We start from the raw sequence: 20,365 nt of genomic DNA, 5'->3' as shown, positions 1-20,365 counted from the left end.
AATGGGTTATTCGAATTTAACAGACACGCAGTTATTAAACGCTGCTCAAACCGCAATTAATAGCAATCAGGATATAAGCCGACAACGGTTAGCGTATGCATCACAAGGATTGGTTAATAACACCAAGAGGGCATTTATCGATCGCGAGTTTGGTTATCCAGAAAATCTCACTTTCTCAGATTTCTATAAACTATATAAGCGAAACAGTGCAGCCCGTGGCTTTGTTGAACGATTAAGTGATATTTGTTGGCTAGATTACCCTAAATTTATTGATGGCGACATCCGAGAGCAAGATTCAAAGCTAACAACGTGGGAGCAAATAATTACTGATTTATTTAACGATAAATTGTGGCCAGCTATCACCGAGGCAGATAAGCGTGGAATTGTCGGTAGATATTCAGGACTCATTATTCAATTACGAGACGGTAAAAAATGGGAAGAGCCAGTTGATACGGTCGTATTGAATCGGCTTGAACCAAAAGATGCCATTGTTAAGCTAATCCCCACTTGGGAAACCCAGTTAACTGCTTGCGAATGGAATAATGACGAAGCTGATGAAAACTATGGCCAAGTCACAATGTACCAATTTAATGAAATAGCGGTAGGTGACAAGTCAGGTAAGCCCAATATCTCTCGCAGAATACACCCAGACAGGGTGATCATACTCAATGAAACATCCGTTATTAATTCAATGGATGATGGCGAATCACAGCTTGAAGTTGGCTATAACGATTTAATCGACATGATGAAATACTCTGGCGGTAGCGCTGAGGGCTTTCTCAAGAATGCTAGTAGACAGGTTCATCTAAATTATGACACTGACACTGATATGGAGGAGCTGGAGCGAGAGTTAAGAAAGCGAGGTTTTGAAAAGCCCGCTGATGCATTGAATAAACAAATCGCATTGTTAAATTCGGGCACTGATAGCGCATTAATCACTGCTGGCGCTACGGCTAATATTCTATCGGTTGCCCCTGCTGATCCAAGTTCAGGATGGTCAGTATCCGCAAATAGTTTTGCTGCCTCTGTCAGAATGCCATTTACAATTGTTTTTGGCCAACAAACAGGGAGGTTAGCATCAGATGAAGATAAAGCTGATTATGCAAAGCGCGGAATGTCACGTCGTAATGGTTTTTTGAGCGCATTGATAAAAGAGCTTGTTAATAAGCTTATTAAGCTAAAAGTTATCCAGCCATTAGTTAACGGTACACTTACTCTTAAATGGTCTGACTTATTAGCACCAAGTCAAGCTGAACGAATTGAGCTTATGCTCAAGATGTCAGACGTTAATGTTAAAGCACAGCAATCGATGGGTATTCCTGTATTTACACCGAACGAAATACGAGAAGCTGGCGGCTATGAGCCCGATCCTGATTTAGAGGATATCGATATTGAAAAGACCGACGATAATAAAGCCGATTCCAAAGAATCCGATACTACCGAAAAGCAAGAATAACCCTACACTCACCAACAAACAAATCCTCCAAATGCGTAGCGAAATACAAAAACGCTACAAAACAATCAAACAATCAATTATTGAGCATATCGAATTAAGTTTAAGTTGCTATGTCAAAGAGCCGACTAAAACAGCGATATTCGTTGATAACACGCTCTATGTCGTTAACGCCAGTGTTAATTACACTGTTGATGGCAATCAGCTTGCTAGGGTGTTAACTCGTATTCAAGAAATTGTTGACGAAAGCTTAATTGATGGTGGTATTGACAGGTTTTGGGCGGGTAAGTTTGTTGCTGATATGTATCAGATGGGTACTAATCGAACGTTTCATAACTTATCCGCCCAATCACCACTATATTCACAAGCTACATCACTGGAATCTTTGTTATTTAGTGATGCTTACATTCGTCGAATAGGGCTTGCGTATACAGCAACATTCAACGACTGGAAAGGACTTGCGGATAACCTAAAGAGCGATTTAGGCACGGTTTTAAGTAGCGCTGTTGCACGAGGGATTAACCCAAGAGAAACAGCCGATATTATTAGTAAAAGGATTGATGTTTCATATAGCAAAGCTAAGGCTATCGCTCAAACCGAACAAGTAGGCGCACTTCGTCAAGCAACATGGGACGAAACTAAACGCACTCAAGAGGAGTTAGGGTTAAAGACAGGCTTATTACATATGTCTGCTTTAAAACCCACTTCAAGGGCCACGCACGTTGATAGACACGGTAAGGTTTATACTGTTGAACAAGTGACAGATTGGTATGAAGAGAATGGTAACCGATTCAATTGTTATTGCGCTCAAATAACGGTACTGCTTAATGAAAAAGGTGAGCCGTATAATCAAGCTAGTATTGATAGGTTATTGAAAGAATCTGATGACTGGCATGAGCAAAATAGACCGAAACAGCAGCAGTTAGCTACTGTTGAAGAAGCTAATGAATGGGCAAGAAAAAATATTACTGAAACTTCAAACTTACCAAGTGATATTGATACTAAAGAGTTAGCACCATGCCTGAAATTGGTATCGGAAATTCAAGAACGATTTGATTTACCTCAATTTAGATACGCGGGCTCGATAACAGGGGATGTTTATAAATATAGAGAGCCTCCTAAAGAAATGTTGGCTGCATACTCACACGAAGCTAAAGCGCTTCTTATTACATCAGATAGTGTTGATAAAAAAGCATTGCTAGAATCTGACTTACACAGTAAAACTAAAGGGTATAAGCGAAGTTCTATGCTGATGGCCATAAAAGGTAAGAATGAGCAATTAGCTAAAATAATTCACGAAATGGATTATATGCCGTGGAGTGCAGTATCCACACCAAGAGGCATTTATGCTCACGAGATGGGACATGCATTGCATTATCATTATCGAGAGAAAATTGATGATATCATCAGGAAAGCATGGGATCGCGGTTGGGCGCATGCGATTAGTAAGTACGCCCAATATAATAAAATGGAGTTTGTTGCTGAGTCGTTTTCGTTGTATATTGAAAATCCATTTGAAGCAAAAAAACGTTTATATCCAGAATTATTTAAGTTTTTTGAGTCATTAGATAAGGGGTTAAAGTGAAAGACGATGAATCATTAGTAGATATTGCCACTGAACTCATTAATATAGATCCACTTCCAGATGACGCCGAGGAACAATTAAAGCGTTTAATTGAGCAGGCAAGCACTAGTTATGGAAGATATCAACTAGGCTGTTTAGCGGAAGCGCTTTTCGTTATAAGGCATTCATAACCTAATCATTCAACCCGCTTCGGCGGTTTTTTTATATCTAAAATCCACGTGAGGTAAAGCATGACACTCAAGAGTGTAAATGTTTTATCTGTCGTCAATAGTAAATCCAAAATATCTACACAAATCATCGATGGTAAAGAACACATTGTTATTAATGATGTTGTACCCATCGTGGATGATATTGTCATGAATGGGATTTTCTATCCGGCAGATGAAATTAACAAATCGTACATGACATTGAATGATAATTTAATGCCACTTGACCATCCGCGAATAAATAACGAGCACGTTTCCGCATTAAACCCTCAAGCCATTAATAACTTCTATATTGGCGCTTGGGGTAGAAATGTTCGCAAATCTAACGATAGGGTGCTTATGGATGCTTATATCGATAGAAAATTTGCAGAAAGCACTGAAAAAGGTCGAATGCTTGTGAATCGACTTGATGACATGATGAGCGGGAAGAACACCACACCAATTCATGTGTCAACTGGGCTAACTTATACACCTGATAATCAATCAGGAACATCAAAAGGTAAACGGTACAAGTCAATAGCTCGAAACATGAAGTTCGATCATGTCGCAATACTTCCAGATAAGCAAGGTGCAGCCACGCCAGATGACGGGGTCGGTATTTTTGTTAACTCTAATGGTGAAAAATCGCCAATTGAAAACGTAAGTCTTGTTGAGTGTTCAGAAGATTCAATAAGCAATGTAATTAGTAAAACCATTAAAGAGGTTTTAAGCGTATTTAAATTTAATCAAAAAGAGGAAGAAGACTTAATGAAAGAAAAAATCTTACTAGCTCTAAATGCTGCAGGTATTAAGACTGACGGCTTATCAGATGAGCAACTGTTAAAAGCTTATAACGAGCAAACAGCCAAAGAGGCGATTGAAAAACAGAAAACTTCTGAGGAAGAAGAAAAGAAAAAAGCTGAACAGGATAAGAAAAACGCAACTAATGCCGAAGATGCGCCTGCATGGGCAAAGACATTGATGAATAAGGTTTCAAGTCTGGAATTAGCAGTAAATGCCAACACAGAAAAAGAACTCTCAGTTAAGCGAGAAGCAGTAAAATCCAAGTTCAACATGACACAAACTGCGGTAAATGCGCTATCTGGTGAGCCATTAGATGCCTTATACGCACAGTGCGTTAAAACAGCGCCTATTAGCGGCGGTTTTGCTAATAATTCAGATAATTCACTATTAAATATGGAGGCTCCAGAGTAATGATTCGATTTAAAACCGTGATTGGTGGTCCTGCACGCAAAAACGACCCGCAAACAATTGACTTAAAAACAGGTGAAGCGATTGCGCCATGCTCTTTGGTTGCCGTGGTTAACAATAAGTTAATGAAACATTCGGCAGTAGGTGAGCAAACCCAAGCTTTAGTCATCACAAATGATTATTTGGGTGGACATGATATTCGCGACAACGTACCTAATGACACATCAGGCATCGCCATTATTTGTGAAGATGATGTTACTTACCATGTTTTAGTAAAAGCAGGTGAAGTGTTAACAGTTGGCGACAAATTAACATCTAACGGTGACGGTACACTAAAAAAAGCAAGTGGTACTGATGCGGTGCTGTTCTATGCATTTGAAACGTACACCGTTGGCGCAACCGCTGAACAAGTTCGAGTTCGTAAAGCTTAAGGAGCAATAATGAAGAACGAAAAAATTATTTTTAGTAAAAAATTAATTACCAATTCCGCTCAAGTAGCACAGGCTTGGAATCAGTTAAAAGCAAGCCGTCAAATCTTTAACAACGCTCAAAATCAAATGAGCGCAACACACGGCAATGCTATTGAGGTTAATCAAGCCGCAATCTTAACCCAAGATTACTGGCGTGAAGTGGATAATGTAACTACCCGTGTTATCCGTGATGATGAGGGCGCGCCATTACTTGATGATTTATTATCATTAGGTACACCTATCTCCATTGGTAAAACAGCAGCATTATACCGTGTTTCAAGCGATGCAGGATATGTTAATCGCTCAATGTCAGGGCAAGAGCCAGAAACGCTAGATAAGGTTGTTTATGACCATTACGGCGACCCTGTGCCAATCTTTAAAACAGGTTATGCTCGTGAATGGCGTGAATGGTTAGGTTTGCAAACTGAAAACATCGACGCAATGTCAGATGACCAAGAGGCAGCAGTGGCAGCATTACGCCAAAATATGGCGCAATATATTCTTTACGGTGATGAAAAAATCAAAGTACAAAACTTTGAGGGTAAAGGTATCACTAATCATCCACACACCAATCAAGTGGATTTAAGTGCGTCTGGTTTAAATATTGACTTAACTTCAATGACGGCAAGCAATGACGATATCATCAATTTCTTTGCAAAAGACTTCCCGGTTATTCTTGATGCCAACCTTGTTTCTGAACAGTTAAAAGTCTTTATTTCTCCTGAAATTGAGCGCCGTTTAAATCTTCCGTACTCTAATTCAAATGGATTTAAAGAGGGAACAGTAAAAGACTATATCTTACGATACTGTCCTTACATTGCTTCATTTACCAAGACATTTGAGCTTAAAGGTAACCACTTCCTTGGTTACGTTCGTAATGCTCAGTACATTAAAACCCGCATTGCTGCTCCGATTGGCTCGTTCATGAAGCAACGAATCAACCCTCATGATAACTATCAAACACTGGTTTGGTCAGCATTTGGTTTACAAATCAAACGTGACTTTAACGGTAAAAGCAAAGTCTTTAACGCTCGGGGGTAATTGATGAAATTACGGGTAACTAAACGCGGCTGTTTCGGCCGCATTGATGGTGCAGTGGCTGAACTACCTATCGGGTATGAGTTTTGCGCTACAGACATTCCTACCGCTTTTATTGGGCGTGTAATTGTGTTAGAGCAGCAATCTGTTGAAGTTGAAGCAGACAAAAAGAAAAAGGGTAAATAATCATGTCAGTACAGGTAACCGCAGAAGACGTTAATCAAATGTTATCAGAGCTTGGTTATTCTGTACCGAGCATTGTTATTGACGCAATCCTTAATAAGGTGAATTCAATCAGTGATTGCTTGGTTGCTCATAATTATTCAGAAGCCGACCAACTTTTGATACTTATTTACTCAGCTTGTTTACTGGCTCAAATGCAAGGAGTAAGAAAAATCGCATCACAATCAGCACCAAGCGGTGCGTCAAGGTCATTTAAATATGATGATGTGGGCTTTAAATCCATGTACTCATTGTTAAAAAATCTTGATGTCCACGGGTGTACTGATTGCCTAGGTATTTCTTGCTCAAAGAAACCATTTTTTTTAGTTGTGGGAGGTAGGGATGAGTAATACCGCGAATTGGAGCTATACAAATGTTGCAACCGTATATCCTCACATGGGATACGACGGAGAAAACAATGTTGATACTTACGGTCAACCTTATTTGGTGAAATGCACATGGAAAGATGAAGCGCCAAACGCATTGGGTGCTTACATTGATTCTTTGGGTGTTGAAAGAGTAAGAAAAACAACTTTTTACACCGAAGACAGCCGAATTAAACAGGGCGACTTCATAGCAAAAGGTGATAAAACTTCATTATCGTTAGAAGCCTCAAACGCTGAAAAAGTGGAGTTTGTGCTTGAATATGATATGAGCGCTTTTGGTGAAATCCCTGATTACGAGGTGGTTACATAATGGCAGTTAAAGGCGTTTCAAAGGTGAATAGAAATATTCACAGAATAACTAATGAAATTGCCAACATCAAAACTCAAAGGATTATCCAGCAAGTTATGATTGTTGGTATGTCTTTTGTTGCTCCAATCACACCTAGAGACACTTCAACGCTAATTAATTCGCAGTATAGAGAACTAAAGCCAATACCAAAAGGCTGGACTGGTCGAGTTGGCTATACCGCTAATTACGCAGCATTTGTTAATAATGCCAAAGGTACAGCAAAAGGTAAACGTACCGGTAAGAAATCTCAGGGGGATTATTGGTCTCCCAACGCAGAACCTCACTTTGTTGAAAAGGGTTTTGAAAGGGACGGAAAGCAGGCTATCGAGCAAGTGATTAAAGATGGTTACAAAATATGATTTCTGATACATATAACTCAATAAAAAGCTGGCTGAATTCACATAATTTACTTGATGATTACATTTTACAATTTCGGAAATGGGTTGAAGTAAAAAATACAAAATCCAATAGATATATTGTGATTGTCCCCGCTGGAGGAGGTAATGCTAGTGAGGCGATAACGCGAGATTATTTTAGGATTGTAATTATTTCAGCAATTAATGATTCGGACGTTGTAGCGGTTAATGATAAAGCAGATGAAATCAGGCAATTTATGCTAGATGATTTTGAATCCAACAATGTTATTTCAATGAGTCCAGTCGGAGGAATAACCCAAGCAAATACAGAAGAGGGGCGGTTTATTTTCGAATTTACCGCTCAAATGATTATATCAAGATAAGAGGTACATTATGGCTAAAAGTAATGCAGGAACAGGACGGAAAATTGCCGTCTATTACAAAATAGGTAACCCTGATACAAGACCGTCGGAGGGGGATTATAAGCGACTAGGGATGATTCGGGGTAAATCTCGTGGCGTGAACTGGAACACTATTGATGTCACAGCCGACACGTCAGAAGACGGTACAACTGAATCAATGGTCACAACCAAAGAAAAAACAGTATCGTTTGATGGTGTATCCCGTGGTGATGACATTCAAAACCAAGGTATTTTGTTGGACCACATCGAAAGCCCATCGCAAGATACTGACGGACAGCCTTACGTTTGGATTAAAATTGTGAATCCTATTATCAACAGGATAATTGAAGGGTGTTATTTGCTGTCTTCATTAACGGAAGAATACCCGTACGATGATGTTTGCACATGGTCAATTGAGGGCACAAGTGCAGGCAATGTAACAAGAACCGTTATACCAGAAGTAGTATCAAGGAAAGCGTAGATGAAACCAGTAATAACAGATGTCGGGGAGTTTGTAATTCACACCGAAAATGTTGATTATTTATTTGTTCCGTCATTTCTGAACATGACAAAGCTCGGTAAGCCAGATGAAATAGTTGAGATTTTTTCTATGCTTTTTGGCGAAATAAATGATGGCAATTTCGCATCTGTTATAGAATGCGCTGACAAAATACTTGAGGCGTGTTGCACAACGGATTGTTCTGTTATTACTGGTTATATTAAAGGTGAGGATGAACTAGTTAATGTCGAAGCGGTGATACCTGTTGAAGATAAATTAATCCTATCTCAGCATTTATTAAAACACGGCTTAATAGGTGATGTTCCGCCTAAAAAAACTAGCGAAGATGCAGACTATAGTAATGAATTTCATGCCAAAAAATTTGTTTATCTAGCCGTGGCCCATTTGGGGATGAGAGAGCTTGACGCGTGGAATATGTCAATGACAGCATTTCAAGAGGCGATGGAAGCAAAGTTCCCAGCTAACGATAAAGATATCATCTCACAAGATGATTACGATTCTGCCATGTCTTATGCGGATTCAGTTGTCGGATTAGTCAGCTAATAATAACTGTCAAGCCGCTTTTGGTGGCTTTCGCGTTTAGATTTCTATAAGAGGTTTTTATGTCATTTGAAGCAGGAAGTATATATTACACAATTGATGCTAAAACAGGGGCTTTATTAACAGCCGATAAACAAGTGTCTAGTTTTAACAAAAGAGCGCAGGAGGGGTTTGAACGAACAGCGGCGTCAATGAGCAAGCTAACACAGATTGCCAAAGCTGTATCTGCTGCTTTAGTCTCTAGCCAAATTATTTCTTATGCACAAAGCTGGAACGAGCTAGAAGACCGTATACAGAACACGGGTGCTACAGCGTCACAAACTAAAGACATTTTAGACCAGCTCCTAGCAACTTCTGACCGAAACGGTCGCACCATTGAAGAAACATCTGAGCTATATATTCGCCTTTCAAATTCAATGGGCGAGCTAGGTTATAGCACGCAAGGCACGATATCTTATATTGATACACTATCTAACTTGATGACAATCAATAAAACAAGCGCAATCGGTGCAGAATCAGCTATCAACGCTTTAACTAAAGCGCAGATGAAAGGTAAGCTAGCCGGTATTGATGCAATGTCTGTTTTTAATGCAATGCCTAGCGTACTTAAAACCCTCGGAAAGCAGTTAAAGAAAACTGAGGCAGAAGTTAGACAAATGGCTTCTGATGGCAAGTTGTCTATGTCGGAATTTACCGATGCCATGATAGCTGCACAAGAAGAAACTGCTGCGCTTGCTGATAACATGCGAAATACTGTAACTGACGGTATTAACCGTGTTACAAACAACCTCAAAAAGTACTTAGGCGAACTCAACAACTCAACTGGCGCAACTAAGGTTTTAGTTGATTCGCTGATTCTAATGTCTCAGCATGTCGATATCTTGATGACTGGTGTCGGTGCTTTAGCTGCGATTTACGCAGGAAAATACATCACATCGTTAGCTAATGCGACTAAGCAAAGTGCTGAGAAAGTGATTAATGATATAAAACTTGCTCAAGCTGAAAAAGCGGCAGCACAAGCAGCGCTACAGCAAGCACAAGCGGAGGTTGTTCATTTAAGAGCTGTACAACAATCATTATCTGCACAGCTAAAACTAGCACAAACAGAAAAAACTAGAAACGCAATTAGAAAACAGTTAAAAGCTAACACTGACGCCTTGACTGCTGCTACAAATCAGCAAACAGCAGCGCAAGCAAGACTTGATGTAGCAATGAAAGCAACATCTTTTGCAGCAAAAGGTTTGCGTTCAGCCATGGCGTTACTTGGTGGTCCCGCTGGTATGTTGTTCTTAGCAGCTGGTGCACTATCAATGTGGTCAAGTAAAGCCTCTGAAGCTCGACAAAAAGCATTGGATTTTTCAGATTCTGTTGATTCAATGAGCGATTCATTAAAGAGTTTAACGTTAAATCAGTTGCTAGATAAACAGCAAGATTATTGTGATAACTTAGAAAATATTGAAGATCAGATCGATAGCGTTAAAAGTGAAATTAAGAATCTTAATCAAGAAATCATTGCGCAAGAGGCCACGCTTGGCGGTTCTATACAAATAATCGAGAAAAATCGAAAAAAAATTGTAAAACTAAATGCAACTTTAGATACATTAATACAGAAAAAAGAAAATGCTTCAAAAATAATTAGCTACATTAATACACTGTTAATAGATACTGGTGCTGGAACAGAGCAAGCGGCTACTGACGTTGACGGCTTTGCTAAAGCATTAGAAAAACTCGGCAAAAACAAAGTTGACGATAAAGTTAAAGCGCTTTCTACGCAACTAGAAATTTCAGAAATGAAACTAGATGGAAATAAGAAAGCAGCGTACATTTATGAAAATGCGTTAAATGAGCTTGGTGATGCTGGCGAGCAATATAAAACAACAATTCGAGGATTAATTGACGGCTCAATTGAGTGGGCTTCTGTTTCTGAAGAAGTTCGAAAAGTGCTACAACCATTATTTGAAATGTTAGGCAAAGTTTATGACGCAAACGAAAAGCTAAACGCAAGCAAAAAAAGGGGGAAAGGCACAACAAAATCATACGCCGAAGAAGTCAAAGAACTTAGCGACAGGCTAGAAGTGGCTAAACTCGAAGCTAAAGGCATGACTGTTGAAGCGGAATTGCTTGCTATTACTCAGAAAATGGGTAGCAAGGTTACAGCAAAACAGACAGAAGAGCTTAGAAAGTTAATCGAAACATCGCAAGCGTATAAAGCATTAAGCACTTTACAAAGCCCTATTGATATTGAAAAAGATTCATTCAAAAAATCGAAAGAATCGCTAGATAAACTACACGAGCTTGGCGAACTTAAACAAGTTGAATACAACGCTAAGCTTGAACAGCTTGAGCGACAACATCAGATAAACATGGCTAAAATCAAGTCTGATGCAGTCGTATCCAAAGTTGATGACGCTGTAGCACAAGTAGACCCTGTACAAGCGTTAGCCAATGAAAACGCTAGAAAACTCGCTTTGATTCAAGAATTCGAAAATCAAAAATTGATTACAGAGGAAAACGCAATAGCATTGCGTGAAGCGGCTAATCATCAGTACGAACAAAATCGTATCAATGCGCAGTGGGAAATCTGGCGAAATCAGAGTGATGCTAACGAGTTTTTGGCGTCATCGCTTGAAGGGCTTGCAAGTAGTGCGACAAGTACAATATCTGGGCTGATGTCTGGTACAATGACGGCGACACAAGCAATGCAGAACTTTGCTAATGTGATTTTGAACGAAGCAATCGGCTCACTTGTTCAAATGGGTATGCAATACGTCAAGAACGCAATTGTAGCAAAAACGACATCAGCAGCAACAACGGCGGCTCAAGTGGCGGAAGCGGCAGCACTAACAGCGGCATATACACCAGCGGCTATACAAGCCTCAATCGCAACTCAAGGAGGAGCAGCAACCACTGGCTCGACCGCATATATGACAGCTATGGGTACAATGAAAGCAGCAGCCATTGCAGGTGCGCGTAAAAACGGCGGTCCAGTAGATGCTAACTCAATGTATAGGGTTGGAGAGGGAGGAAAACCTGAAATTCTAGTTGCTGGCGGAAAGCAATATCTAATACCTGGCGAAAATGGGCGAGTACTCAGCAATCGTCAAATTACTTCTGGGAAAGGTGGCGGTTCAGTAATAAACATGACATTTAATACACCGATTCATCTAGACGGAAACGGTGGCATGTCAGAACAAGACGGACAGCAACTAGCTAAAAACATCGAGCAAGCTATCCGTGCGCAGATTATGAAAGAACAAAGACCGGGGGGATTACTAAATCGACGTTGATTTTATAGATGAATTTTCATACCATTAATTAAAATTTTAAAAGGGTTGATGGTATGAAAAGAATCTTGATAATTAGTTTAGTTAGTCTTGCTTTATTCGGTTGCGGTGATGATAAGGTTACTAAAGAGTATTTGGTGGGGAAATGGGATTGTAGCTTTAAAAAATATGAAAGTGAGTACGATCCAAAATTCAAAGAATATGATGAATATTCCTTGGAAAGCAGCGAGAACGTAAAACAATCATATAAAATTGTTGACGGCGTTTTAATGTCAAAAATAGCTAATAATGAGGCTGTTGAAGTTGACTTAGATAAGATTTATAAAAATTTAACTATTCAAGGTAAACAAGGTGATTGTGAATACACTACAAATCGAAACTTGATAAAAAATTCAGGCAATAAATTTACTTGGGAAATGGAAATGTTTTTTACTTGTTCAGATAAGGGTGGAGAGGTAACTAAATCGAAAACAAAAAGAGAAAGAATTTGCACAAGAATAAAATAATTACCTATTGACTACCAAAGCAATTTAATTGTATATTCTTTGACGAGGTGTCGAAACCTAAACAAAGCGGATTAATCGCCCCGTTAGCGTGATTTTTTTATGCTCAAAATTTATGCCGAGAGGGCGAGGAATAAAATACCTTAGGGGAATAACTCCAGCCTTTCTTTGTTAGGCTTTCGAACCTCTTGGCACCCAATTAAATAGGTTGGGGAAGTAATTTCGAAAAAAATAAACAAAGGATATAGTATGTCAAACACAAAATTAGAAACAATTCAGTTTCACAATCAACAATTAATCGTTCTTAATCACCAAAACAAACCTTATATTGCAATGAAGCCTGTATGTGAAAATATTGGGTTAGATTGGGCTGCTCAGCTTAAAAGAATCAAGCGACATCAAGTATTAAGCTCAGGTATGGTCATGATGACCACACCTTCAAAACAAGGTTTACAAGAGTACGTTTGCCTACCAATTTCGATGATCAACGGTTGGCTTTTTGGTATTGAAACTAGTCGAGTAAAACCAGAAATTAGGGCAACACTTGAACAATATCAGCTTGAATGTTTCGATGTACTTTATAACCACTTTATGCCAAAAGCGGCTCAACAATTCCCTAATACGATTTCGCCCGAGCAACAACAGCAAATCCAGCAAGCGGTAAACGAGCGAGTTTATCGAACGGGTGAACGACATCAAGCGGTTTATTCAAAGTTTCATCAGCAATTTAAAATTCCACGTTATCAGGATTTACCCGCTATTAAGTTCGACGAGGCTATTAAGTGGTTGGGTGGTGTGCATTCTCGAAGCGGGTTGTCTGATGAAGATTTATACAATTTGGCTTGGTTATATAAAGTAGCTGATAGAATGCGTCACCACATAGAGTTGGTAGAGCCTGCATTGCGTGCAATAGATTCACGTTTTACGGGAGCTTTTTACTCCATGGCTTATGATTATAAATATACGTTAAGACAGGCTAGAAAAGTTATTGAACGAGAAACGGCGCATATAATTACAAGTCATCTTACTACAAACTGGAATAAAGTATTGCCAATCATTCGAAATAACTAACTAAAAATCAGTCAGAAAAGGTATTGATTTTATTAATGTTTTTTCTGGCGTTTTTTGAGGGCAATTCTATAACCCTTTTTTTAATCGCTTTTTAATCCATTGAAAAATATAGATTAATTTTAGCGCTAGAAAAAAGGGTTATTTTTGGGAAAATGGCTAAAATTTAGTTAAAACAAAAGGCTATGTTTGATATAATCTAGTTTACCGCCGAGTAGGCGGTTTAGAAATCGCGTGTAGCACTCATCTGAAAAAATCTGACGTTTACCGCCGAGTAGGCGGTTTAGAAAGTGTAACGTTATTTTGTCTGCGTGATCTAACAGTTCACCGCCGCATAGGCGGTTTAGAAAAACTTCGTGTAATTATTGTCATGAAAAACCATTGATCAATCAAATGCAGATCAAATCATTAACGCTATTGATTAATAATAGCTTAATTATAACTGTATAAATGCTTTAAATTTAAAATCGTTATTTATTAATAAGTTAATCTTAGATCAAATATTATTAGATCCTAACCCGCTTCGGCGGGTTTTTTTATTAAAAATCTAACAGTTCAGGCTTGATTTGTAGTGCTTCGGCAATTTTAATCCGTGTTGCTTTTCGTAACTTTTGGCTTTTTTCATATTGAGAAATTGATAACCATAGTTGACATCCTAACAGTGTAAGATATAATAGTTTTAAATTAAAACAGGAATAAAGCATGATTACTGTAAGCTATACACCGCAAATGGAAAAATGGTTGAAGTCGCTTAAAGATAAAACTGCAGCAGCTAAAATTAAAGTTCGAATTCGTCGCATGCAAGAAGGTAATTTTGGTGATGTTAAGCCTGTAGGCAGCGGTGTATCAGAAATGCGTATTCACTGTGGAAAAGGGTATAGGGTTTATTTTGTTAACCGCAATAATGAAATTGTTATTTTATTGTGTGGCGGTGACAAGGATACACAACAAACAGATATTAAAATTGCTAAAGAATTAGCAAATAAATGGGGTTAATTATGACTACAAAACTAAAAACTTTTGATGTGGTTGATTTTTTAAATACTGATGAAGAAATGCAAGAATATTTAAATGCCGCAATAGAAGAAGGAGACCCTAAATTTTTATTTATTGCACTTGGTGATATAGCTAGAGCTAAAAACATCAGTCAGCTTTCACGTGATACAGGTATAAGTCGTGAGGGTATTTATAAAGCGTTATCAGGTGAGGGGAACCCCACTTTTAATACAATCTTTAAAATTGTTCAAGCATTAGGTTTGCAAATGCAGTTTTCCTCACAAAAACATGCTGATTGTTGTTAACTGAGTATGGAAAATCTAATGTAGATATACAAAATAAAATCAAACCTAAAGCTCGCTATTGCGGGCTTTTTTTATGTCTGGAGGAAAATTATGGAAACATTTCACTGGAGACCTCAAAACAGCTCCACGATTTCAGTATCACCGAAAGTAAAGGTAATTAAATTCGGTGACGGCTATGAGCAACGCATTCGGGACGGTATTAACAACGATTTGCGCTCATACAATGTAACATTTGTTGGATTATCAGAAGATATCGGCTTGATTGATGATTTTCTTAGCCGACACAATGCGGTTAAGGCCTTTTTATGGAGAGAGCCTAACACTCACAAAACGATCAAAGTTGTCTGCCGTTCTTGGACATCAACGCCCAACGGCGCAGCTAAAACGATTTCTGCTACATTTGAAGAGGTAGTCGCATGAGTTCACATGTACCTAATGACACAATCAAGCTTCTCTCAAAATTTGAACAAGGTGCAATACTTGATTTATATGACGTGGATTTATCAAAAATTGCAGGGGAAAAATTAATTTTTAGATTTCATGCAGGTCTCAATCAGTTAAGAAAGGCTATTGTTTGGCAAGGTAAAACGTACGAACCGTATCCTATTCAGGTAACAGGTTTCCAAAAAAATGGGCAGGGAACTAGTAACCGTCCGACAATGAGCGTCAGTAATGCAATGGGTTTTATTACTGGTCTAATAGCCGATTTTGATGGCTTACTTGGCGCAGTTGTAACACGTCACGAAGTACCAGTTAAATACTTAGACGCTGTTAACTTCGAGAACGGCAATCAATATGCCGATCCATTTTGTGAAATCATCTCAAATTATGTGATTGAGCAGGTAAAGCAACAAAATTCAATGGTGGTTACGTTTGAATTAGCGTTGCCGTGCGAGTCCGACGGTACATTAATTCCTGCCCGTGTCATCATTGCCAATACGTGCAGTTGGATATATCGCTCATCTGAATGTGGTTATACAGGCGGCGCAGTAGCTGATGAATTTGACCGGCCGACAAACGATATCACTAAAGATAAATGTAGCGGTTGTCTTACTGGTTGCAAGCTTCGTTTTGGCCAACACGGTATTCTTCCCTTTGGTGGTTTTCCAACTGCCGCTAAACTCTCTTAATTAAATTATGAAAACACAAATACTTAATCACGCTAAGCAATGCGGTGATGCTGAGTGCTGCGGATTTGTTATTGATAATAAAATTTATCTGCCATGTAACAACATCTCACCCACACCCACTGAAACATTCGAAATACCCCCTGATGATTGGATAAAGGCGGAAGAAAGTGGCGTTATAACTGCAATTGTTCATTCTCACCCCGACGGTTTGCCGATTCTTAGCGAGGCAGACCAATTTTATCAGCAAAAAACTGCCGTTGATTGGTGGTTAGTCTGTGATAACAAAATTCACAAATTTAGATATATGCAACCTTTATTAGGTCGTGAATTTAAACACGGAGTAACTGACTGTTACGCGTTATTTCGGGATGCATACCATTTGTGCGGTTTTGATTTCCCGAACTTTCACCGTGACGACGACTGGTGGCATAACGGGCAAAATCTCTATTTAGATTTGTTACCTAAAAATGAGTTTGAACAAGTGGATGACGTCCAAGAAGGCGATGTCATATTAGTTTGTCTTGGCTCAACGGTACCAAACCATGCTGCTATCTACATCGGCAATCAATTTATCTTACATCACTGCCCAAATCGCTTATCGAAAAGAGATTTATACGACGGTTTTTGGCTTAAATACACACATTCAATCTGGAGGCATAAAAAATGGCAATTGTTAGGCTTTACGGCAATCTTAAACAATATGGCGATAAGTTCAATATGAGCGTAGAAACGGCGGCAGAAGCGATGAATGGCTTGTATTGTCAAATCAAAGGCTTGAAAAAGCGGATTATGGACGGCTATTTTCGCGTTCGAATTAACGGCGTAGATATGAACGATGACAATTTACAGTTTGGTCTACACAGTCGAATTCCACAAGATGCCGTTATTCATATTGTCCCCCAAGTTGCTGGAGCTAAAGGCGGTATTTTTAGTTTTATAGCTGGCGCAGCGATGGTCGTTGCCGGTGTAGTAGTCGGTATAACAACAGGGGTAGGACTGGCTTTGGTGGCGGGCGGTGCTGGGTTAATGCTTGGCGGTGTCGCTCAAATGCTAACTAAACTACCCAAAACAGATAAGTTGACAGGCGATAAAAACAATAACACCTATTTTTCCAACTTAGACAACACAATCGGGCAGGGCGCACCTGTGCCACTTTGCTATGGTGTAATAAAAATAGGTTCAAAAGTTTTATCTCAAGGGCTGGAAACATTAGACGACGCAACGAATACAGATAAAAAACCAACAACACCAATTCCTTGGGATGAAATCATAAAGGGGAAGAAAAATGGGTAAAGGTTCAGGAAAAGCAAAAACACCAAAAGAAGCGCAGGATAATCTCAAGTCACACCAGCAACTGAGTATTATTGATTTACTGTGTGAGGGACAGATAGAAGGCCCAGTAAACGGACTACAAAGCGTATTTTTAAACGACACACCAATCCAAGCACCAGACGGCTCATATAATTTCAACGGCGTTAATGTTGAATGGACGGCAGGCATTCAAGCGCAATCACCGCTTGAGGGCTTTCCTGCTACTGAAAACGAAGTGCCCGTTAATCTTGAAGTAAAAGCAACAACGCCGATTGTGCGCACTATTACTGACCCAAACATTGACAGAGTGCGGATTACGGTTGGGGTGCAGTCGTTAAGCTCAACGGACAATAAAGGCAACATCAACAGAACATCTGTCAGCATGGAAATTCAAATCGGTGTGGGAAGTATCTGGAAAACAGTAAAAACCGTTGATTTAATCGATAAAAAAACACGCTCACAGTATCTAACTTCTGTTATTTTAGATGATTTACCACCCAAGCCGTTTAATATTCGTGTAGTTCGCAGAACGCCAGATAGTACATCATCATTATTAGTCAATAACACACTATGGAGTTCATACACTGAAATCTACGATACTAAATTTTCATACCCGAATACCGCAGTGGTTGGACTAAAATTCGATTCATCGCAGTTCAGCGGTGTACCTCGTCGCAACTATCTGATTAAAGGTTTGATTATCAAAGTGCCCGATAACTACGATCCTGAAACGAGAGAGTATAATGGATTTTGGTCAGGAAATTTCAAGCTTGCTTGGACGAACAATCCTGCGTGGATATTTTACGACATACTAACTAACACTCGCTACGGTATGGGCGCTAGGCTTGGCCAATTCGGTGTTGATAAGTTTGCGTTATACACAATTGCTCAATATTGCGACCAGTTAGTCGATGACGGTTTCGGCGGCAAAGAACCAAGATTTACATGCAACTGTTACATTACCGAGCAACGCCAAGCGTATGATGTTATCCACGACCTGTGTTCAATATTCCGAGCTATGCCAATTTGGGATGGTGCGCAGTATACTGCGGTGATGGACAGACCAAGCGACCCTGTAGCGATTTATGCAAATGCGAATGTTGTAGACGGGCAGTTTAATTACACATCAGCAGCACAAAAATCACGGCATACGGCTGTTCATGTGCGTTATATTGACCCTAATAACAATTGGGAGCCAACAACTGAGTACGTTGCAGATGACGAGTTAATCAAACGATTTGGGCTGAATGTAGCGCAAATCGATGCCTTTGGTTGCACATCACGAGGACAGGCGCATAGAGTTGGTAAATGGTTAATTCAAACTGAAAAGCTTGAAACACAAACCGTTACATTCAGCGTTGGCCGCGAAGGCATTCGTCATTTACCGGGCGATATTATTGGTATTGCTGATAATGATTTTGCAGGTACAACTATCGGTGGGCGAATTTTGGAGGCACATGGTAGCACGATTACGTTAGACCGAGACATTGACATTAAGAACATGAAAAGTGCATATTTAAGCGTGACTGATACAAATATGCAGCTACAAAAAGTCAAAATTCAAGCGCAAGTTAAACCCAATCAAATTGTTCTGGTGAATAGTGTTAATGTCGATGAATATTCGGTTTGGGGGTTATATGACAATAAAATCAAACCACGATTATTTAAGGCCATAACCATTGCTGAAAACAGTGATGGCACTTACTCAATCACCGCGTTACAACATGAACCGCAAAAGGAGGCGATAGTAGATAACGGGGCAAAATTTGAAGCGGAAAGTGGTACTATTTTCGGATGGTCAATTCCCCCTGTTGAACAACTACAAGCTGAAATAATCCCTGAATCTGACCTATACCAAGCTCGATTATCATGGTCCACGCCTCGCACGATTCAAAATCTGAAATTTGAAGTGAAAGTGTATCGTGATGATAAATTAATTAGTCGTGAAACTGTTAATGATACTGAGTATTATTTATCAGAATTACAGCAAGGCAAGTTTAGCGCAACGGTTAGAGGGGTAGCAGAAGACGGACGATTGGGCGATGAAACGACTATTGCTTTTTCGATTCTGCCGCCGTCTAAACCATCAGGCTTGGTACTCACGCCAAGTAGTTTTAATGTGGCTATTCGTCCCGTGATGACTTCTGTATCCAGTCTAGGCACACAATTCGAATTCTACAAAGGCACAACTAAAGCCGAAGTTGAAGCGAAGCGTAATTATCTTGGTCGAGCGATGATGTTAACTGATGTTGATTGCCAGCCAGATACTGAATACTGGTACGGCGTGAATGCGGTTAATGTTGTTGGGCGTTCAGAAATGTTCATTGCTAACACAAAAACATTAATTGCAGAAAATGGGGCAGGGGGATTATTTAGGATTCAAACTCACGACGGTAAATTCCCGACTAACAATGATGAGGCTACATTGATGTTTTATCGTGAATTCGGATTTTATCCAGCTCGCGATACCACATTAATTATCTACTCATTAGATGGTGCGGGGAAAGTTGCTCATTCGGAAGCAAGAATGTACAACGGTGCGCGATGGGTTGAGCCGGCAATGTTCTTGGACGGTGATTTAATTGCTACTGGCACAATGCGAGGGGATAGATTAATTGCTGGTACTGAAATCAAGGCACCGTTAATTACAGGTGGAAGCATGGTTGCAGGTAATGTTATCAGCTCAGGCAATCCGCCTGCTTTTGAATTACTAGAAGACGGCACACTAAACGCAAGACGGGCTAATATCACGGGTAATGTTTATGCTAGCTCAGGGCAATTAAACAACGTTGTGATTAATGAAAATTGCCAGATAAACGGAACACTAACGGCAATGCAGATTGTTGGTGACATTGTAAAAGTCGTGCAATTGGTTACTGGTCGAGAGCTAAAAATCCCTGCTGAGCCATTTACTCGTATTGTAAGTACATCTCAAATTTTTGTTTATGCAATTTACAACTCGAATAACAGTGGAATGTTGTCATCATATCAAATAGAAGTAGACAATAAATTGATTTTTCGTTTGCTCGCACAAAGCAATGATCAATTTCA

At 39.5% G+C, this 20,365-nt stretch carries 22 protein-coding genes and 1 pseudogene; all 23 read left to right on the top strand.

From position 1 onward, the window contains the following. Position 1 precedes the first annotated feature (1 nt). Positions 2 to 1,456 (top strand): anti-CBASS protein Acb1 family protein, encoded by a 1,455-nt coding sequence (locus GA0061081_RS03075; RefSeq protein WP_091346961.1) that lies wholly within the window; start codon positions 2 to 4, stop codon positions 1,454 to 1,456. Continuing rightward, positions 1,392 to 3,038, top strand: a complete 1,647-nt coding sequence (locus GA0061081_RS03070) for a phage minor head protein (RefSeq protein ID WP_167349285.1) — start codon at positions 1,392 to 1,394, stop codon at positions 3,036 to 3,038. The genes GA0061081_RS03075 and GA0061081_RS03070 overlap by 65 nt, the downstream gene beginning before the upstream one ends. Then, positions 3,035 to 3,208 carry a hypothetical protein gene (locus GA0061081_RS11065; RefSeq protein ID WP_167349284.1) on the top strand — a complete coding sequence of 58 codons (174 nt, stop codon included), beginning with the start codon at positions 3,035 to 3,037 and terminating at the stop codon, positions 3,206 to 3,208. Before GA0061081_RS03070 ends, GA0061081_RS11065 begins: the two co-directional genes overlap by 4 nt. A 60-nt stretch (positions 3,209 to 3,268) precedes the next feature. Beyond that, a complete protein-coding gene (locus GA0061081_RS03065; RefSeq protein ID WP_091346957.1) occupies positions 3,269 to 4,438 on the top strand; it encodes a DUF2213 domain-containing protein in 1,170 nt (389 codons plus the stop codon). Further along, positions 4,438 to 4,866, top strand: coding sequence for a hypothetical protein (locus GA0061081_RS03060; RefSeq protein ID WP_091346955.1), 429 nt, complete (start codon positions 4,438 to 4,440; stop codon positions 4,864 to 4,866). The genes GA0061081_RS03065 and GA0061081_RS03060 overlap by 1 nt, the downstream gene beginning before the upstream one ends. Positions 4,867 to 4,875: 9 nt before the next feature. Continuing rightward, positions 4,876 to 5,946 (top strand): major capsid protein, encoded by a 1,071-nt coding sequence (locus GA0061081_RS03055; RefSeq protein WP_091346953.1) that lies wholly within the window; start codon positions 4,876 to 4,878, stop codon positions 5,944 to 5,946. A 3-nt stretch (positions 5,947 to 5,949) separates the two neighbouring features. After that, the gene (locus tag GA0061081_RS03050; protein WP_091346951.1) at positions 5,950 to 6,129 is read left to right on the top strand and encodes a hypothetical protein; all 180 of its coding nucleotides are present in this window, start codon (positions 5,950 to 5,952) and stop codon (positions 6,127 to 6,129) included. A gap of 2 nt (positions 6,130 to 6,131) precedes the next feature. Next, positions 6,132 to 6,515: a DUF7370 family protein gene (locus GA0061081_RS03045; protein WP_091346949.1), complete on the top strand. Its 384-nt coding sequence runs from the start codon at positions 6,132 to 6,134 to the stop codon at positions 6,513 to 6,515. Next, entirely contained in the window at positions 6,508 to 6,861 is a 354-nt protein-coding gene (locus tag GA0061081_RS03040; protein ID WP_091346946.1) for a hypothetical protein, read from the top strand. The genes GA0061081_RS03045 and GA0061081_RS03040 overlap by 8 nt, the downstream gene beginning before the upstream one ends. Continuing rightward, on the top strand, positions 6,861 to 7,259 hold the full coding sequence (locus tag GA0061081_RS03035) for a hypothetical protein (protein WP_091346944.1): 399 nt from the start codon (positions 6,861 to 6,863) through the stop codon (positions 7,257 to 7,259). The genes GA0061081_RS03040 and GA0061081_RS03035 overlap by 1 nt, the downstream gene beginning before the upstream one ends. Then, positions 7,256 to 7,639 carry a phage tail termination protein gene (locus tag GA0061081_RS03030; protein WP_091346942.1) on the top strand — a complete coding sequence of 128 codons (384 nt, stop codon included), beginning with the start codon at positions 7,256 to 7,258 and terminating at the stop codon, positions 7,637 to 7,639. Before GA0061081_RS03035 ends, GA0061081_RS03030 begins: the two co-directional genes overlap by 4 nt. A gap of 10 nt (positions 7,640 to 7,649) precedes the next feature. Then, entirely contained in the window at positions 7,650 to 8,138 is a 489-nt protein-coding gene (locus GA0061081_RS03025; RefSeq protein ID WP_091346940.1) for a phage tail tube protein, read from the top strand. Next, positions 8,139 to 8,720 (top strand): DUF6246 family protein, encoded by a 582-nt coding sequence (locus tag GA0061081_RS03020; RefSeq protein WP_091346938.1) that lies wholly within the window; start codon positions 8,139 to 8,141, stop codon positions 8,718 to 8,720. 59 nt (positions 8,721 to 8,779) lie between these two features. Further along, entirely contained in the window at positions 8,780 to 12,004 is a 3,225-nt protein-coding gene (locus GA0061081_RS03015; protein WP_091346936.1) for a tape measure protein, read from the top strand. 53 nt (positions 12,005 to 12,057) lie between these two features. Next, on the top strand, positions 12,058 to 12,507 hold the full coding sequence (locus GA0061081_RS03010; RefSeq protein ID WP_091346934.1) for a hypothetical protein: 450 nt from the start codon (positions 12,058 to 12,060) through the stop codon (positions 12,505 to 12,507). 246 nt (positions 12,508 to 12,753) lie between these two features. Then, positions 12,754 to 13,575 (top strand): phage antirepressor N-terminal domain-containing protein, encoded by an 822-nt coding sequence (locus GA0061081_RS03005; protein ID WP_091346932.1) that lies wholly within the window; start codon positions 12,754 to 12,756, stop codon positions 13,573 to 13,575. Positions 13,576 to 14,274: 699 nt separating this feature from the next. Continuing rightward, positions 14,275 to 14,568 carry a type II toxin-antitoxin system RelE/ParE family toxin gene (locus tag GA0061081_RS03000; RefSeq protein WP_065561130.1) on the top strand — a complete coding sequence of 98 codons (294 nt, stop codon included), beginning with the start codon at positions 14,275 to 14,277 and terminating at the stop codon, positions 14,566 to 14,568. Between the two features lie 2 nt (positions 14,569 to 14,570). After that, the gene (locus GA0061081_RS02995) at positions 14,571 to 14,873 is read left to right on the top strand and encodes an addiction module antidote protein (protein WP_065561131.1); all 303 of its coding nucleotides are present in this window, start codon (positions 14,571 to 14,573) and stop codon (positions 14,871 to 14,873) included. 90 nt (positions 14,874 to 14,963) lie between these two features. Further along, entirely contained in the window at positions 14,964 to 15,293 is a 330-nt protein-coding gene (locus GA0061081_RS02990; protein WP_091346929.1) for a phage tail protein, read from the top strand. Then, on the top strand, positions 15,290 to 16,003 hold the full coding sequence (locus tag GA0061081_RS02985; RefSeq protein ID WP_091346927.1) for a phage minor tail protein L: 714 nt from the start codon (positions 15,290 to 15,292) through the stop codon (positions 16,001 to 16,003). Before GA0061081_RS02990 ends, GA0061081_RS02985 begins: the two co-directional genes overlap by 4 nt. 4 nt (positions 16,004 to 16,007) lie before the next feature. Then, positions 16,008 to 16,724 (top strand): C40 family peptidase, encoded by a 717-nt coding sequence (locus GA0061081_RS02980; RefSeq protein ID WP_091346925.1) that lies wholly within the window; start codon positions 16,008 to 16,010, stop codon positions 16,722 to 16,724. Continuing rightward, the gene (locus GA0061081_RS02975) at positions 16,667 to 17,296 is read left to right on the top strand and encodes a tail assembly protein (protein ID WP_091346923.1); all 630 of its coding nucleotides are present in this window, start codon (positions 16,667 to 16,669) and stop codon (positions 17,294 to 17,296) included. Before GA0061081_RS02980 ends, GA0061081_RS02975 begins: the two co-directional genes overlap by 58 nt. 253 nt (positions 17,297 to 17,549) lie before the next feature. Further along, positions 17,550 to 20,181, top strand: a pseudogene (locus tag GA0061081_RS02970) (TipJ family phage tail tip protein); the annotation flags it as partial. Positions 20,182 to 20,365 lie beyond the last annotated feature (184 nt).

The organism is Gilliamella bombicola (assembly GCF_900094945.1).
Taxonomy (GTDB): domain Bacteria; phylum Pseudomonadota; class Gammaproteobacteria; order Enterobacterales; family Orbaceae; genus Gilliamella; species Gilliamella bombicola.
Note: the sequence above shows the minus strand (reverse complement) of the source record. Positions and strands in the feature narration are given on the sequence as shown.

Bases quoted from the DNA above. Each gene is read 5' to 3' on its own strand.
- GA0061081_RS03075 (WP_091346961.1), top strand. From the start codon at position 2: ATGGGTTATTCGAATTTAACAGACACGCAGTTATTAAACGCTGCTCAA.
- GA0061081_RS03065 (WP_091346957.1), top strand. From the start codon at position 3,269: ATGACACTCAAGAGTGTAAATGTTTTATCTGTCGTCAATAGTAAATCC.
- GA0061081_RS03060 (WP_091346955.1), top strand. From the start codon at position 4,438: ATGATTCGATTTAAAACCGTGATTGGTGGTCCTGCACGCAAAAACGAC.
- GA0061081_RS03055 (WP_091346953.1), top strand. From the start codon at position 4,876: ATGAAGAACGAAAAAATTATTTTTAGTAAAAAATTAATTACCAATTCC.
- GA0061081_RS03050 (WP_091346951.1), top strand. From the start codon at position 5,950: ATGAAATTACGGGTAACTAAACGCGGCTGTTTCGGCCGCATTGATGGT.
- GA0061081_RS03045 (WP_091346949.1), top strand. From the start codon at position 6,132: ATGTCAGTACAGGTAACCGCAGAAGACGTTAATCAAATGTTATCAGAG.
- GA0061081_RS03040 (WP_091346946.1), top strand. From the start codon at position 6,508: ATGAGTAATACCGCGAATTGGAGCTATACAAATGTTGCAACCGTATAT.
- GA0061081_RS03035 (WP_091346944.1), top strand. From the start codon at position 6,861: ATGGCAGTTAAAGGCGTTTCAAAGGTGAATAGAAATATTCACAGAATA.
- GA0061081_RS03030 (WP_091346942.1), top strand. From the start codon at position 7,256: ATGATTTCTGATACATATAACTCAATAAAAAGCTGGCTGAATTCACAT.
- GA0061081_RS03025 (WP_091346940.1), top strand. From the start codon at position 7,650: ATGGCTAAAAGTAATGCAGGAACAGGACGGAAAATTGCCGTCTATTAC.
- GA0061081_RS03020 (WP_091346938.1), top strand. From the start codon at position 8,139: ATGAAACCAGTAATAACAGATGTCGGGGAGTTTGTAATTCACACCGAA.
- GA0061081_RS03015 (WP_091346936.1), top strand. From the start codon at position 8,780: ATGTCATTTGAAGCAGGAAGTATATATTACACAATTGATGCTAAAACA.
- GA0061081_RS03010 (WP_091346934.1), top strand. From the start codon at position 12,058: ATGAAAAGAATCTTGATAATTAGTTTAGTTAGTCTTGCTTTATTCGGT.
- GA0061081_RS03005 (WP_091346932.1), top strand. From the start codon at position 12,754: ATGTCAAACACAAAATTAGAAACAATTCAGTTTCACAATCAACAATTA.
- GA0061081_RS03000 (WP_065561130.1), top strand. From the start codon at position 14,275: ATGATTACTGTAAGCTATACACCGCAAATGGAAAAATGGTTGAAGTCG.
- GA0061081_RS02995 (WP_065561131.1), top strand. From the start codon at position 14,571: ATGACTACAAAACTAAAAACTTTTGATGTGGTTGATTTTTTAAATACT.
- GA0061081_RS02990 (WP_091346929.1), top strand. From the start codon at position 14,964: ATGGAAACATTTCACTGGAGACCTCAAAACAGCTCCACGATTTCAGTA.
- GA0061081_RS02985 (WP_091346927.1), top strand. From the start codon at position 15,290: ATGAGTTCACATGTACCTAATGACACAATCAAGCTTCTCTCAAAATTT.
- GA0061081_RS02975 (WP_091346923.1), top strand. From the start codon at position 16,667: ATGGCAATTGTTAGGCTTTACGGCAATCTTAAACAATATGGCGATAAG.